Source organism: Vibrio sp. Vb339 (assembly GCF_902751245.1).
GTDB classification, from domain to species: domain Bacteria; phylum Pseudomonadota; class Gammaproteobacteria; order Enterobacterales; family Vibrionaceae; genus Vibrio; species Vibrio coralliirubri.
The window spans coordinates 276781-290816 of record NZ_CADDIS010000002.1; the positions used below are offsets into that span (position 1 = coordinate 276781).

13 protein-coding genes are annotated in these 14036 nt (G+C 43.4%); 4 read left to right on the forward strand and 9 right to left on the reverse strand.

Annotated elements, in window-relative coordinates:
* Positions 1-543: 543 nt before the first annotated feature.
* From HRQ85_RS10130 to HRQ85_RS10145, 4 genes are all read right to left on the reverse strand, one after another.
* Entirely contained in the window at positions 544-1233 is a 690-nt protein-coding gene (locus HRQ85_RS10130; protein ID WP_050645553.1) for a tyrosine-protein kinase family protein, read from the reverse strand.
* The gene (locus HRQ85_RS10135) at positions 1233-3332 is read right to left on the reverse strand and encodes an SLBB domain-containing protein (protein ID WP_048611051.1); all 2100 of its coding nucleotides are present in this window, start codon (positions 3330-3332) and stop codon (positions 1233-1235) included. Before HRQ85_RS10135 ends, HRQ85_RS10130 begins: the two co-directional genes overlap by 1 nt.
* On the reverse strand, positions 3329-4165 hold the full coding sequence (locus HRQ85_RS10140; protein ID WP_172379538.1) for an OmpA family protein: 837 nt from the start codon (positions 4163-4165) through the stop codon (positions 3329-3331). The genes HRQ85_RS10135 and HRQ85_RS10140 overlap by 4 nt, the downstream gene beginning before the upstream one ends.
* A 63-nt stretch (positions 4166-4228) precedes the next feature.
* On the reverse strand, positions 4229-4558 hold the full coding sequence (locus HRQ85_RS10145; protein ID WP_004733793.1) for an STAS domain-containing protein: 330 nt from the start codon (positions 4556-4558) through the stop codon (positions 4229-4231).
* 311 nt (positions 4559-4869) lie between these two features.
* Here HRQ85_RS10145 and HRQ85_RS10150 point away from each other — a divergent pair, with 311 nt between their 5' ends.
* A complete protein-coding gene (locus HRQ85_RS10150) occupies positions 4870-5712 on the forward strand; it encodes a DNA ligase (RefSeq protein WP_050649925.1) in 843 nt (280 codons plus the stop codon).
* Positions 5713-5813: 101 nt separating this feature from the next.
* Here the strand turns inward: HRQ85_RS10150 and HRQ85_RS10155 are convergent, their stop codons facing one another.
* A complete protein-coding gene (locus HRQ85_RS10155) occupies positions 5814-7184 on the reverse strand; it encodes an MATE family efflux transporter (protein WP_048611045.1) in 1371 nt (456 codons plus the stop codon).
* Positions 7185-7345: 161 nt separating this feature from the next.
* Here HRQ85_RS10155 and HRQ85_RS10160 point away from each other — a divergent pair, with 161 nt between their 5' ends.
* Complete coding sequence (locus HRQ85_RS10160) at positions 7346-7954, forward strand: riboflavin synthase (RefSeq protein WP_050649098.1); 609 nt, start codon at positions 7346-7348, stop codon at positions 7952-7954.
* Between the two features lie 184 nt (positions 7955-8138).
* Here the strand turns inward: HRQ85_RS10160 and HRQ85_RS10165 are convergent, their stop codons facing one another.
* Both HRQ85_RS10165 and HRQ85_RS10170 read right to left on the reverse strand, forming a co-directional pair.
* On the reverse strand, positions 8139-8342 hold the full coding sequence (locus HRQ85_RS10165; RefSeq protein ID WP_004733789.1) for a CPXCG motif-containing cysteine-rich protein: 204 nt from the start codon (positions 8340-8342) through the stop codon (positions 8139-8141).
* 111 nt (positions 8343-8453) lie between these two features.
* The gene (locus HRQ85_RS10170; RefSeq protein WP_172379539.1) at positions 8454-9320 is read right to left on the reverse strand and encodes a fructosamine kinase family protein; all 867 of its coding nucleotides are present in this window, start codon (positions 9318-9320) and stop codon (positions 8454-8456) included.
* 585 nt (positions 9321-9905) lie between these two features.
* Here HRQ85_RS10170 and HRQ85_RS10175 point away from each other — a divergent pair.
* Entirely contained in the window at positions 9906-10250 is a 345-nt protein-coding gene (locus HRQ85_RS10175) for a DUF3802 family protein (protein WP_010440912.1), read from the forward strand.
* A 108-nt stretch (positions 10251-10358) separates the two neighbouring features.
* Here HRQ85_RS10175 and HRQ85_RS10180 read toward each other — a convergent pair whose 3' ends face one another.
* Positions 10359-10844 carry a C40 family peptidase gene (locus tag HRQ85_RS10180; RefSeq protein ID WP_050621338.1) on the reverse strand — a complete coding sequence of 162 codons (486 nt, stop codon included), beginning with the start codon at positions 10842-10844 and terminating at the stop codon, positions 10359-10361.
* Between the two features lie 104 nt (positions 10845-10948).
* On the opposite strand from HRQ85_RS10180, the gene HRQ85_RS10185 reads away from it, so the two are divergent.
* A complete protein-coding gene (locus HRQ85_RS10185) occupies positions 10949-12994 on the forward strand; it encodes a methyl-accepting chemotaxis protein (protein ID WP_172379540.1) in 2046 nt (681 codons plus the stop codon).
* Between the two features lie 190 nt (positions 12995-13184).
* Here the strand turns inward: HRQ85_RS10185 and HRQ85_RS10190 are convergent, their stop codons facing one another.
* Complete coding sequence (locus HRQ85_RS10190) at positions 13185-13988, reverse strand: sterol desaturase family protein (protein ID WP_172379541.1); 804 nt, start codon at positions 13986-13988, stop codon at positions 13185-13187.
* Positions 13989-14036 lie beyond the last annotated feature (48 nt).

A 14036-nucleotide genomic window follows, 5' to 3' on the forward strand; every position in this document is an offset into this window, starting at 1 on the left:
TTCTCTTTAATAATACAACTAAGGTAACCAAGGTAAATTGATTATCTAAATTGCTCGATGGTGATCCTTTCCGTGTATTTGAACCATTTGAGCAGAAGGAGGGATGGGTGAAGTTTGAATAGATAAACGTGCAAAGTCAGTGAAGTGTGATTTGCCAATTCATCCACTGTGTTTCAACAGCCATCGGATAACTTTGTCAAACTATTACAAATTCGTCAAAAACCACCTCTATTTATAATCTTAGGGAATAATCGTACGAATTCCATCTTTGATGCGATTTACATGGCACTTTAACCGTCTGTGTCACATTACCGCTAAAGTTAGGCGTGGGGCTGTTGATTTTTGAAGGGATTTAGAGGTGGTAAGACCATGGTTGATGTGTGTGAAATGCGTTGAATGGTTTTTAAAATCTTATTTTTAATAATAATTTCGCCAAAAACACCTAATTTGGTTTTGATTTATTCAGAGCTGTCGGGGGCTTGAAGTCTAATACGATTGGTGGCTGTCATGGTTTAATGACAGCCAGAAAGTAGCAAAAGAAAGTTACATCGGAAGGTTCAAAAACTCATTTTGATACAGCTTGTTTGCCAAGCTATCGCGAAGCTTAACGGGGATGAATTTCATTCGATTGATTTGTCTGACCAACTCTTGTGCAAAGCTAGGCTTTTGTTTCATGTTCATCACGCAGCCCATTAGGTTGATACTTTGTGCATCAAGCAGCTTTTTCGCTTGTTCTAGGTGGTGACTCGACGTTTCACCATAGGCGACAACCATCAATGTACTGTCACAAGCGCTCGCCACAGACTGCGCCGGAATGTTGCCTTTGTTTATGTTGAGAAGCGGTGAGGTATCAATGATGACTCTGTCGTATTTCTCTAACCATTTGTTGACCACTTTTTGTAACGTTGTCGGATCTTTATAAGCCAATTGCGTTGAAGCAACTTGTGGAGCAGGGACACCAATAAACGTACGCTGAGATTCAACATGTTCAATCAATTGACCTTGCTGATTATCTTCTAGCATATTCAAATCTTTGAAAGCAGGGTTGAATAAGTTGAGATCAACATAAAGTGTTGAATGACCCGCAAGAAGAAAACGCTCGGCTAGTGCGGTTGCAATAGATGTTACACCGTCACCTGAATGACAGGCGGTGACGCATATTGATTTTTGGCCGTTAAGTTCAGAAGCTAAATACAGTTGCTCGACTTCGGCATGGGTCGCTGAAATAGTCATTATAAAGCTCCTATTAATACGATGGTGGTGGTGATACGCAGTATGTCATCAAGTCCGACACGTGCTTTTTCAATAAAGCTTTCGCGACGGTCTGGAATGTAAATCGTGTCACCAGCGCGTAGCACCGGAAGGTTGTAAATGTTCGCCGTTTTACTGAACTCTACAAGGTCAAAAGTACGAGCCTGACCTTGGCAGCAAGACATATTGACGATGGTAATTTTCTCTACGTAAGCATTGTCGGTAGGGCCTGCCGCTTCTGCCAGAATATCTAGAATGGTCATGTTGTCGTTGAACACATAACGCCCTGGATTGTTAATTGCACCAAGCACACGGACGGTTTCTTCTTTCGGTGTATCTAACCAGTTTTTGCCTTTCTCTGGGATGTAAATTGTGTCGCCAGTGGTTACGTTTGGCAGTAATGATTCGTCACCGGTTTCGAAGTACAGTGATAAGTTAAGTTTGCTTACTTGCGAATAGGTTTTGTCACGATGCGTTACTCGAACATTGTGAATGTCAGCATCCTTTGTTGGGCCATCAGCCGCAGACAAGATATCAAGGAAGTGCATGTCTTTGGTGAAGCGGTAACGACCGGGCGCATTCACTTGTCCAAAGATGTAGATCGAAGCATCAGAGCTTTGACGAACCCATTGTGATTTATTGTCTGAAGGATCTTGTGGCAAGTCGTGAACGCGCACGATAGAACCCGCTCGAATTTGAGGCATTTGGTCACGTGGCGCGCCATTTCGAATGAAATCATCAAGGTTAAATACAACCAACTTTCTACCAGTAACGACTTCAATTTTCGATGTGTCAGCGCGTAGCGTAGGGCCGCCGACGTGTGCCAGTAACCCCATGAAGTTCATTTCGTCTGACCATTCAATACGACCAGGTCGATTTACTTCACCAATAACGTTAACTGCTCGGTCTGGCGTGATTTTCAACCAAGACTTCTCGTTCATGTCGGTTTTCTCAGGAACGAAAATCGCGTCACCAGCTTTGATGCTTGGAGGGTTAGAGTTTGGTAAGCCTTCGGTGTAAGCCGCTAAATCGAATTTAAGCACTCTGCCATCGGCTTTGATGACTCGGATTTGTCGTGACTCTGCAAATCGAGTTGGGCCGCCCGCATTAGCCAAGATATCCATAAAGGTCGCGTCTCTTTTGCCTTCAAAAGCACCAGGTGCTGCGACTTCACCCATCACGTAAACCATGTTTGCGCCAGATTTGATCTCTTCTTCTTGCTTGGGAACGAAAATGGTCGCACCCGGGCGTAAAATTGGAAGCAGACTTTCGTCACCAGAATCTAAGTAACGTTTTAGGTTGAATAGCGTGGGGGTGTTGTTTGAGATTACTCGGATTTGCTCAACACTGGCATAGCGAGTTACGCCGCCCGAACGCATAAGTACGTCGACAAGGTCGGTGTTCTCTTTGTAAGTGAACGAACCCGGTGCGTTCACCTCACCAAACACTTTAATTGAATTTCGAGAGTCAGCACTGTCACCTGAGTTAGCAAGCTTTGCTGCGTCAAACTCTTGTTCGATGTTACCGACTAATGGGGAAGCAGGAACGAACAATGAATCCAGTGATTGCAGAGTGGGTAATGTTGACTCGTCTCCTGAATCAAGGAATCGTTTGTAGTTAAACTCTTTCTTATCCGCGCCTCGCTTAAGAATCAGCTTATCCAGTTGCGCGCCAGGGCGTAAACCACCCGCAGCGTAAAGCGCCATTTGAATGCTGGAACCTAATGCGAGCGTGTATTCGCCAGGCTGTTCTACATAACCTTGCACGTAGATGATGATTTGCTGCTCTTTTACATACACTGAAGCGTTCGAAAGATCTTTATAAGCGGTTGCCAGCGACTCTAAAACGACTTTGTTAAGCTGCTCACTGTCGTAACCTGCAACAAACACAGCGCCTACTTCAGGAAGGGTAATACGGCCACGCTTATCCACTTGGAACCCCGTGTTTAAGGTACTTTCACCGGGTACGTTAACTTGGATAAGGTCACCGACTTGAACTGCGTCTGAAAACTCGTCGTTAGCATTGACGACATTCGCAAAGCATAACGATAGGGTGATGATAAAAGCGATCAAGGATTTCATAGTCCACCTCCCATTTTCTCGGCATTCTTAGGCGAGATAATTTCGATACTCACTCGGCGGTTCGTTAAACGTGTGCCGTCAGATTCGCCTTCAAAAAGAGGGACGGTTTCGCCAACAGAGACGGCTTTGATTCGTTGAGCGCCTAAGCCAAAAATAGTCAGGTAGCGTTCGACTTGTTTCGCTCGTCCAAGTGCTAACTTATCGTTGTATTCTTCGGTACCTGTCGCATCAGCATGGCCGGTAACAACAAGGTCTAGAGATTTGTGTTCTTTCAGTAGGCTGGTTGCTTCCGCAAGTCTTCCCATGTACTTCGGGTTTACTTCAATCGAATCTTCCGCGAATTGGTTATCAACATTAAGCAGGTCATACAACTGTTCGATAACTGACAGTTGCATTCTAAATTGGTTTTCATTTTTTGGTGGCTCACAGCGGGCTTGAGAGGTTACGTAATCCAGTTGAACTTCAAGTTCATTTAGGCGTTTTCTTTGGATCACTAAGTCGTTGGCTGCATCCAGTAGTAGACCACCTTGAAGTTCACGAGCAATGCGATTTTGTTTTTCAATCGCTTGGACAACAGCTGCAGGGAAACACCAACGAGCACCTTCTTGAATCAAAGCATCAAGGTGCAATTTAGCGAGCTGCCAATCAAAGCGTAATCCATGTTCTGGACCAAGAGGCTCGTCTGGCATAACAGGAGAGAAGTCTGAGTTTTGATAGTTAATAGAATCGTAACTTTCAGCCAACCCTCCTGTGCCTTGTTCAGGATAGCTAGTGCAGCCACCCAGAACGAGAGCGGACAGAGAAAGGGCTATGTGGTTTTTCAGTGTTTTCATGCCAACGTCCTATGTTTCTAATTTTTATTATTATTTTTTTGTTACTTCTAGCTTAGTGGATCTTCATGAATTTGTAGGATTTTTTGAATTTACTGGGATAGCGTGACCAATACGTAGTAGGTTCATAATTTCAAGAGGCTGACCAGTTACATTTTCAAGTCGCATGTTGCGTTCGCGCTCAGTCAGACGTTTGAACATATAAACAATCGCGCCAACACCAGATGAATCTAAAAACTCAACTTGGCTAAAATCAACTTCGATCTCAGGGTGGCCATCATTAGAAATCACATCATCGATGTCTGTTTGTGCATCACGACTACCTGCTGCATCCAAATCACCGAAGATAGAAAGCGTCAGTGTCGTTGTATTCAAATCAATCTTACGTAGTTCCATAGCGATATCTCCTTTTAAGTATGTATTGACAATTGCACTGAATGTGCCAACTTTTATGTTGTTATTTTTCAATGAGTTATATTTAGTGCGGATTCCCATCTCATATTGAGAAAAGACGTTTCTCAATATGAGAACTAAAAACGGCGGAACATATGAGAGCTATAAGTCATTAATTTAATGAATAAATGCAAAGATTAGATAAGGTTGATGAGTGGATCGCATCTTCTGGCAAAGATTGTCTAACTGCGTGTTAGAGCGCTTAGGATTAAAGGCATTTGTTGACCACTACAGATATAAATACGGAGCAGATGATGAGATTAACCAAACTGGCTTTAGCCACTCTATGGGCGTGTTCGCTTTCATCTCATTCATCCTATTTACCGCCCGACCATTTGGTGCTTGCAAACTCCTACCAGCAAGGCATAGATGTTTCTGAATACTGGAAGAGTGAAAAACTTGATGGGATTCGCGCTCTATGGGATGGACAACACCTTTATACACGCAATGGCAATCGCATTTACTCACCCAAATGGTTTACTGAAAACTTGCCTAAGGTCCGTCTAGAAGGAGAGTTGTGGGCAGGAAGGGGCAAGTTCCATCTCGTTCAATCTACCGTTCTCGATCATACGCCGAGTGACACTGCATGGCACCAAATTGATTTCATGCTGTTTGATATGCCCGGTGCTGCGGGAGATTATCAAAAGCGCTATTACAACATTTTGCATTGGGTAAGCGTGATTGGAGAATCTCATGTCAGCTACATAGAACATGTACCAATTCACAGTGAAGAGGCTTTATTTCATCAACTTGATAATGTCGATGAGCGTAATGGCGAAGGTTTGATGCTTAGAAAGATCACCAGTCGTTATCAAGCAGGCCGAAGTAATGATTTGTTAAAGCTTAAAAGGCATCATGATGCCGAAGCCACGGTTATTGGCTACAAGGGTGGGACAGGGAAGTATAAAGGGATGATGGGTTCAATCTTGGTTCACACAGAAGAGGGTGTGGAATTTTATATAGGCAGCGGATTCAGTGACCAAATGAGACTCGCACCGCCAGAGATCGGCAGCCGAATTACCTTTCGCTACAATGGTTTTACTCAAAACGGAAAACCCAAGTTTGCGCGCTTTGTTCGAGAGAAGAGTGAATATTAAGGCAGATACGATCTACCTGACCATTAAACGAAAAAGAGCCCTGAAAATCAGAGCTCTTTTTTGTATTCGAAATCAGATAGACCGACTTAGTGAGTACGAATCTAGCGAGAACTAAATTCTAACTGAACGTCATCGTCCTGCTTGTGCATCCAGTGTAGACGCATACCCAGCATAATCGCTGCTGACGTTAGACCGACAATGAAACCAATCCAGAAACCGTGCGCGCCCATAGGTTCAACAATCCAATCTTTCATTCCTAAGATGTAGCCGATAGGAAGACCAAGCAACCAGTAAGCAACGAAGGTAATGTTGAAGATTGAACGCATGTCTTTGTAGCCACGCAGAGCACCTGCAGCGATTACTTGGATGGCGTCAGTGCATTGATAAACCGCCGCGAACAACAGCAACTGCATTGCAACGGTAATTACCGCAGTGTTCTCTGTGTAAAGTAATGCAACCTGTTCTCTAAACAGAACCGTTAACGCTGCTGTCATTAAGGCTGTCACTAAACCAACAATGATACCCACGTGTGTCGCGATCTTAGCGCCTTCGGTGTTGTTTTCGCCCAACTTATGCCCAACACGAATACTCACCGCGGCACCGATACTCATTGGAATCATGAAGACTAGCGAAGAGAAGTTGATCGCGACTTGGTGCGCGGCAACAATCAATGAACCTAATGGTGCAACTAACAGAGAAACCACCGCAAACAGAGTTACCTCGAAGAAGATAGCGGCCGCGACTGGGAAACCAAGTCTAAACAGACGAATTTGCGCTTTAAGTTGCGGTTTATGAAACGTACCGAAGATATTGATTTTCGCCAAACGCTTTGATGTTAAAACGTAAGCGAACAGCAGAGCAAACATCACCCAATATACGATAGCCGTTGCCACGCCACAGCCAACACCACCCAGAGCAGGAGCACCAAGTTTTCCGTATACGAACATCCAGTTCAGCGGGATGTTTAATAGCAAACCAATAAAACCAATCACCATCGCAGGCTTAGTTAAAGACATACCATCCGTAAAGCTTCGCAATGTTTGGAACAACAAAAATGCAGGTACAGCAAACATCACCGCATTCATATAGCCGATGGTTTTTTCCGCCATGAGTTGTTCAATGTCCATCCACTCCAATATCAATTGCGTCTGGAACAGGACGCCAATGATTGGAAGGGAAATGACGAGTGCTAAAAAAGCACCTTGTTGAATCTCAAATGGAATTTTGACTTGTCGACCAGAACCATTCAGTTGTGCAACGACAGGAACCAACGCCATCAATAGACCGACACCAAATAAGATTGATGGTAGCCATATACTTGCTGCAATAGAAACCGCCGCCATATCGATAGCACTTACGCCACCGGCCATTACGGTATCAACAAACCCCATTCCAGTTTGTGCAACAGATGCGATCAATACTGGGGTCGCAAGTTTGATTAGATTCGAGGATTCTTCTTTGTAACGATGCACAAACAACTCCAAATAAGAGGGAAAATTAGAATAATAGTGTAGGAAAGGACATTCTGAAGGAATCAGAGACAATGATCTTAAGCTTCCACTGGACGAATCATAAAGAAATGTCACAATAACTGCTATGAAAAACTGTTATTAGAATGCTAAATAGGAATCTTATGTTTACAGGTATCGTTCAAGGCATGGCAACACTGGTTGCTATAAACAAAAAAGAGTTGTTTCAAACTCATACCATTGAGTTAAGTGACGAAATGGTTGAGGGGTTAGCAATTGGCGCTTCAGTAGCTCATAACGGTTGTTGCTTAACGGTAACGGAAATTTCTGGCAACCAGATTGCTTTTGATTTAATGCAAGCAACATTGCGATTGACGAACTTAGGTCAGCTGAATGTTGGTGACAAAGTGAATGTTGAGCGTGCAGCAAAGTTTGGTGACGAAATTGGCGGGCATAGCATGTCTGGCCACATTACTTTGATGGCTAATCTCGTTGATGTGATTAAGACAGAAAACAACCGCACGCTTTGGTTTGAGCTGCCTCAAGAATCAATGAAGTATGTGTTGAGCAAGGGCTACATCGGAGTTGATGGTTGTTCATTAACGATTGGTGAAGTGGAAGAGAACCGTTTCTCCGTTCACCTGATCCCAGAAACACTGAATCGTACTCTGTTTGGCGGCCGTGAAGTAGGCGACCAAGTAAACATTGAGTTTGATCCTCAAACACAAGCGATTGTTGATACTGTTGAACGCGTATTAGCAAACCAAAAATAGTAGTTGCGGTTTATCAACAGCACTTGCTTAAAAAGCGCTGACTAAGTAAACCTGAAGACATTAAAAAAGAGCACATTGAGTGCTCTTTTTCTATTTGTATGTATCTGCGTTTTTCTAGGCTGGCCTCAAAATCGAGGGTAGCTTTAAATCGAGGTGTAGAGCCAACTCGACAAGAGAGTAGGTGTTAGAAGACTTGTTCGTCGTCTGCATCAATCGAGAGATTAATCCTGTCTCTTACTTCATCTACCTGCATGTCTAGGTGAATGGCATTGCAACACGCTGGGCAATCGTCATAAAAATCTTGGCTCCCATTAGAAGCATCAAGCGTTATGCTGATGGCATGCCCACAGTGGGGGCAGGAGACATGTTTCTCTGTGTATTTATGCATCGCGAATTCTCCTCACTGTAACTTGTCTCAATCGTAGTCGCTTTATAGATCGCTGCAGCTTGTATAGACCGCAGTAGCTTTATAGAACGACTTAGCTCGCTGTGATTGGTATTAAACGGCCTGTATCTTCTGAATGCATGCTTCAGTTTGTGCTAAATATTCGCCGCCAAATTGATTGCAGTGGTTAAGAAGATGGTACAAGTTGTAAATGTCTTTCCGATCAGTATAGCCAACGTCGAGTGGATTGACGCTCTGGTAACCGTCATAAAACTCTTTTGGAAACCCTTCAAACAATTCCGTTAATGCCAAATCACATTCATGATCGCCCCAATAACAAGCCGGGTCGTAACAGATTGGCCCAAAGGCTGAATTTGCTACATTACCATTCCAAAGATCCCCATGAAGCAAAGAAGGGCGAGGGTTGTGGCCAGCAAGATGCATATTCACCACATCAACGATGTCATCAATATCACCGAATTCGATGCCTTTCTCTTTGAGTAGTTGCAGTTGGAAACCAATGCGTTGCTCAGAGAAAAAGCGCCCCCATTTCTTATGCCAAGGGTTGGGTTGAAGTGTGCTGCCGATATAGTTGTCTTGGTCGCAACCAAACTCTTTTTGCTCGCCCCATTGATGAAGCTGCGCAAGCTGAACGCCGAAATCGAAGCTATTGTTGCCCGTCTCGAGCGGTTTGGTTGGTAAGTAGTTGAGAATAATGAACGAGCACTCTTTGGTTTTGCCAATAAGCACCAACTCAGGAACGTAAACGGTGGAGGTTTCTCTTAACAAGCGTAAGTTCTCAGCTTCAATTTCAAACTTAGGTAAAAATTCTCGCTGATTCACTTTCACAAAGTAACGTTCATTACCATCGCTGATCATATAGCAATCGTTAATGTCGCCACCAGAAACCTTGGTACGTTCAGTAATCTGAAAGTTAAATAGAAGAGTATCTGAAAGTTGTTGAGAAATGGCCTGCCACATAGGAAATCCTCAAAGACTGAAAGTTAAAAAGATTGAAGGTTAGAAATACTGTTTGTTTAATAGCAATAGTTTAGGATAAATCTGAACAATTTATAGACGCACTCGTCAATGTTCTTAGCTCTTCTTCATCTTACGCAGAATCAATTGGCCGAATTGTGAACTCGAACTGATTCAAGCTCTTTGAAATACAAACATAAATTGAAAACCTGACGTGATGAAATAGTTTGGAACTGGTCTCACAATCGAAACGGTTTTGAACGCAACAAACTGGAAAAGTGATTTGAGCTTGTTATTGTCTAGCGACTAAATTAAATGAGCTTTTAGAGTTAGTTGAAAGGGCTATTGTTAACTGGCGCAATACTTTGCTTCAAAGTTTGTCTTACACTTTGTTGGCGTGAATTGACTTGTGGCTCGAGTAGGCAGGTATACCACATAAAGCTATATCGATTTAATTTTAAGCTGAAATACTAACTAGGATCATTTTAATGCGGTTTTGGGCAATAAAGTGATGACAAATAGCTTCAATTACATAGTATTAGGCAAGTACGTATTAATCTGCTCTAGAGCTTAAAACGGAGAATTATTGTGGTTGTAGAAACCGATGGCTATTTGGCTTTAATCGAGCACCTATCATTTAACCTTGATGTGTTTACCAATAGTAATGGTGATACTGGAAACGAAAGTGTCGAAGACATTGTTACCGACATGATTTCAACGAACATCATGGCTATTTTCGAGCAAAACCCAGAGTTGCATTCGAGCGTTCGTTTTCAACTTTTGAAAGAAGCCGATGCCGTAGTAGCGGATCTTGGTGAAGTATTAGCGGGTGTGTGGGCTAAGAAAGCGACTAACGAACAAATTGTATTCCTTGATGAGTACATCGCGTTAGTAAAGAACCTGTTTGATACTGCTGTTGCTAAATACGATTAACGGTTTGTTTGCTCATTTATCGCCGTAATTAGTCAGCATAAATAACAACGGGTGTTTAAGTCGTATCTTTCTAGAGTTACCTCGCTCAGCGGTTTATCTTTCGAACCGCTATAAACGCCTAAAGTGCCAAAACTTGGATGCCCAGTATGGGTTATCTAACCTAGAAATAATGACACCTTTCGATGTCGAAGCATGTAGAAATTGATTGTTTCCTAAGTAAACGCCTACATGTCGCACCGTCATCGAAGTCTTGAAAAACACCAAGTCACCGCTTGTTGCTTCCCCATACGCAATTTCTTTTCCCTTTTTACTCTGGTCTTTTGTGGTTCTTGGTAGGGCTTGTTGAGTCGCATTTTGCACGGCGATTTGAACAAAAGCAGAGCAATCTATACCTCGAAATGATGTCCCGCCGAAATGGTATGGCACACCTTTCCACTGTTCATACACGCTCATATAGGCGTTTGTAGTCGATTGTTCTGATTTTGATAGGGGTCTCTGTGCGGTTTGACTGAGCTGAGAAGGCGATGGTGACGAGCTACAAGCAGCCAATGTTGCTAAAGTTATTGTAACTACAGCCATTTTTCTGATTTTCATATGTAACTCTTCTGACAAAAAACTGAAATAAAAACGTCATCAAGGACTTCTAGTATACGACCTAACTTAAGGATATCTCTTTTCGTAGTCAAACTGGATTTCACATGCCCGACACAAATTTATCAATAAAACCCTCACGTTATACATTCTCGCTCATTCAAACCGTCACTGCTGTATTTATTTCCATTCTTTTACTTGTTAGTTTTTTATCAATGGTTAGCATTCGGGGCGTTGAACGGGTCGGGGGACATTTTGATGCACTCTCGGAACAAGCATTACCCCTTGCTCTACATAATGCTGAATTAACGCAAAGCGTATTAGAACAAGTAAAACTTCTCACTTACAGCACCCAATCAACCGACTTAGATACACTGAATGCCACAAGGGGCTCAATTGACCAACTCGCGACAGAGAGCAATACCACGCTAGAGGAACTCCTTTTTATCTCCCAATCTTTTCCTGAGGCAATCTCTTTAGAGCAACAACAAAACCTTGTCGATGACATGGCACAACTGCAAACCATGACCAACACGGTACTGCTGGCGCAGATCGAAATTCAAAGTAAGCAAAATCTGATCGACAGTAAAATGGGCGAGTTCCGTTATGGCGTTGGGTCTATCGGACCAGAAATGAATAGAATCAGCTCATTATTGGTTGAAGACAACCCAGAAGCGAGCGATGCATCGAACCGATTTACATCCAGCGCGTCTGCTATGGCGAACACCTTCTTGATGCTGATGATGCAATCTGACATTGATAAAGCACAAGACGAATACCGTCAATTGAGAAACCGAATCGCAGGCCTTAACTTGGCTTACAGCGATTTTGCCGATTGGCACCCAGACATCGCTGAGTTCGCGAGCTTGACGGCGCCTTACGAGATGGTGAAAGAAGGCTTTACCGAAGAAGGCGTAATCAAACAAATTCTCTTGAAACTCGAACTGGTTCAGCAACAAGAGCAGAACTTAACGCAAGTCATTAACTTAGCGAACACCGTCATTAGCACATTGAATCAGCTGTCTTCTACCGCTTCCCACCTGATTGATGAAAGTGAACTGATTGTAAATCAAACCATCACCAATATTGATCGTGTGTTGTTTATCAGCGGACTAGTGATTGCCGTAATCATTGTGATTTCATGGTTCGTGTTACGCCGTTGGATGAATAAAGGGCTTAAAAACATAACTCAACAGTTGAGTTCACTGGCAGATCATGACTTCTCTAAACAGAGTGAATTACTGGGGCCGCTAGAGCTGCAAGTTATTACTTCAAAACTCAATACGGTCGTTGATTCAACCGCAGATTCGGTTCGTTTAGTAACGCGTAACTGTGAGACGCTTTATCAAACGGCTGAAGTAAGCCACGACGCTGCAGAGCAAACCAATTCGAGCTTGAACGAGCAGAACGAATCACTTCAGAATATGATCACCACCATTACTGAACTAGAAGCATCGATTGGTGAGATAGCTCGTATCTCTAACGCGTCGAACGACGATGCACAAATAGCAGAAGATGAGTCAGTGAATGGCAGCCAAGTGGTTGGCCTTAACCAACAACGATTACAAGCGCTTGAGCAATCTCTTAGCATGAGTGAAGAGTCGATGGCTGACTTGGATGGTCGAGTTAAGCAGATTCGTGAAATGGTCGACATGATCAGTGGTATCGCTGAAAACACCAATTTATTGGCACTGAATGCTGCGATAGAAGCGGCGCGAGCAGGTGAACAAGGTCGAGGTTTTGCGGTAGTTGCAGACGAAGTGCGTAAATTGGCGAGCGGCACGTCCCAGCAAACCACCAATATTCGTAGCATGATGAATGAACTAGTCGCGGCAGCAGATCGCTCACGTGCTTCTGTAACGGAATCGAGAAGTGAGATGGCCAATGCATTGCAAACCAGTGGCGATGTAAGACAAGCCTTCGAGAAAATCGAATTTGCAGTAAGCCAGATCAAAGGGCGTGTTGAGCAAATCATGGTGGCTACGGAAGAACAAGCTCGTGCGACTGTCGATGTAACCCATTCAATCACCCGAGTATCTGAGCAGGGCGAGAATACTAAGCTGCAACTTGAATCTATGATCGAGAGTTCAGAGCAAGTCGGAGAGATAGCAGGGCACCAACAAGCTATGCTTCATAAGTACGTTTTAAAGTAAACGAGCGTGCTGAAATAAACGAGCGTGCTGAGTTAAGCCAAACCGCACAAGAGTTGAAGCACTAGCTGCTCTTATAATTCTATCGATACAGAAACGCCCTTAAGTTCTCACAAGAATCTAAGGGCGTTTTGTTTTCGGATTAAGCTAAGGTTGATCTCAATATAATCTTGAGACTCAACCGAATTCGAACCTAATCTTTCGTTGTCGGGAATCGTGCAAATGGCTGACGCAACATTAAATCTAGCCGTTGCTCTTTACCATCTTGAATCTCGGGAACACCAATATGCACCTTATCATGGCCAAGCTTGGGTTGGGCGCGGTAAGTCTTAAACCAGATGTCCCACACAGATAAAAAGAAACCAAAGTTTGAATGGGTTTCTTTCACAATGACCGAGTGATGAACGCGGTGCATGTCCGGAGTCACAATCACTTTTCTTAATTGTTTATCAATCCATAACGGAAGACGTGCATTGCTATGGTTAAACATCGCGCTGGCATTAAGAACAATTTCAAAAATCACGACAGCAATGACAGGCACACCAAGCGCGATCACCAAGCTTACTTTGATAAGCATTGAAAGAAACATCTCAATAGGGTGAAAGCGCGTTCCGGTTGTGACATCAATATCGAGGTCCGCATGGTGAACTCGATGTAGCTTCCACAACCAAGGAACACGGTGAAACACCAAGTGTTGTAGGTAAATGGCACAATCCAACAGCAATACACAAATCAAAATAGTGAGTTCTTTCGGAAGTGACAGGGTATTGAACAAACCCCATTGATTTTCTTGTGCGATAACCGCCGCTTGAAATGCTGCAATAGGAATTAAAGTGGCCAATAGAAAGCTGTTCAAAGCAACCAGCGCAAAGTTGTTTCCCCACCGAAACCATTTGCTTTGAGTCAGTGCTTTACGTGGAAAACGGTATTCCCAAAGCGCACACAGTCCCAAAACGACAATAAAACAAACAAGGCGAAGCAGTGATGGGTCTTGCATGGGAATTCCTTCTATCATTCTAGGGACACTGTAAGTACAATCGTGCCA

Bases quoted from the DNA above. Each gene is read 5' to 3' on its own strand.
- HRQ85_RS10145 (WP_004733793.1), bottom strand. From the start codon at position 4,558: ATGGAACTACGTAAGATTGATTTGAATACAACGACACTGACGCTTTCT.
- HRQ85_RS10190 (WP_172379541.1), bottom strand. From the start codon at position 13,988: ATGCAAGACCCATCACTGCTTCGCCTTGTTTGTTTTATTGTCGTTTTG.
- HRQ85_RS10170 (WP_172379539.1), bottom strand. From the start codon at position 9,320: ATGTGGCAGGCCATTTCTCAACAACTTTCAGATACTCTTCTATTTAAC.
- HRQ85_RS10160 (WP_050649098.1), top strand. From the start codon at position 7,346: ATGTTTACAGGTATCGTTCAAGGCATGGCAACACTGGTTGCTATAAAC.
- HRQ85_RS10185 (WP_172379540.1), top strand. From the start codon at position 10,949: ATGCCCGACACAAATTTATCAATAAAACCCTCACGTTATACATTCTCG.
- HRQ85_RS10135 (WP_048611051.1), bottom strand. From the start codon at position 3,332: ATGAAATCCTTGATCGCTTTTATCATCACCCTATCGTTATGCTTTGCG.
- HRQ85_RS10130 (WP_050645553.1), bottom strand. From the start codon at position 1,233: ATGACTATTTCAGCGACCCATGCCGAAGTCGAGCAACTGTATTTAGCT.
- HRQ85_RS10180 (WP_050621338.1), bottom strand. From the start codon at position 10,844: ATGAAAATCAGAAAAATGGCTGTAGTTACAATAACTTTAGCAACATTG.
- HRQ85_RS10150 (WP_050649925.1), top strand. From the start codon at position 4,870: ATGAGATTAACCAAACTGGCTTTAGCCACTCTATGGGCGTGTTCGCTT.
- HRQ85_RS10165 (WP_004733789.1), bottom strand. From the start codon at position 8,342: ATGCATAAATACACAGAGAAACATGTCTCCTGCCCCCACTGTGGGCAT.
- HRQ85_RS10140 (WP_172379538.1), bottom strand. From the start codon at position 4,165: ATGAAAACACTGAAAAACCACATAGCCCTTTCTCTGTCCGCTCTCGTT.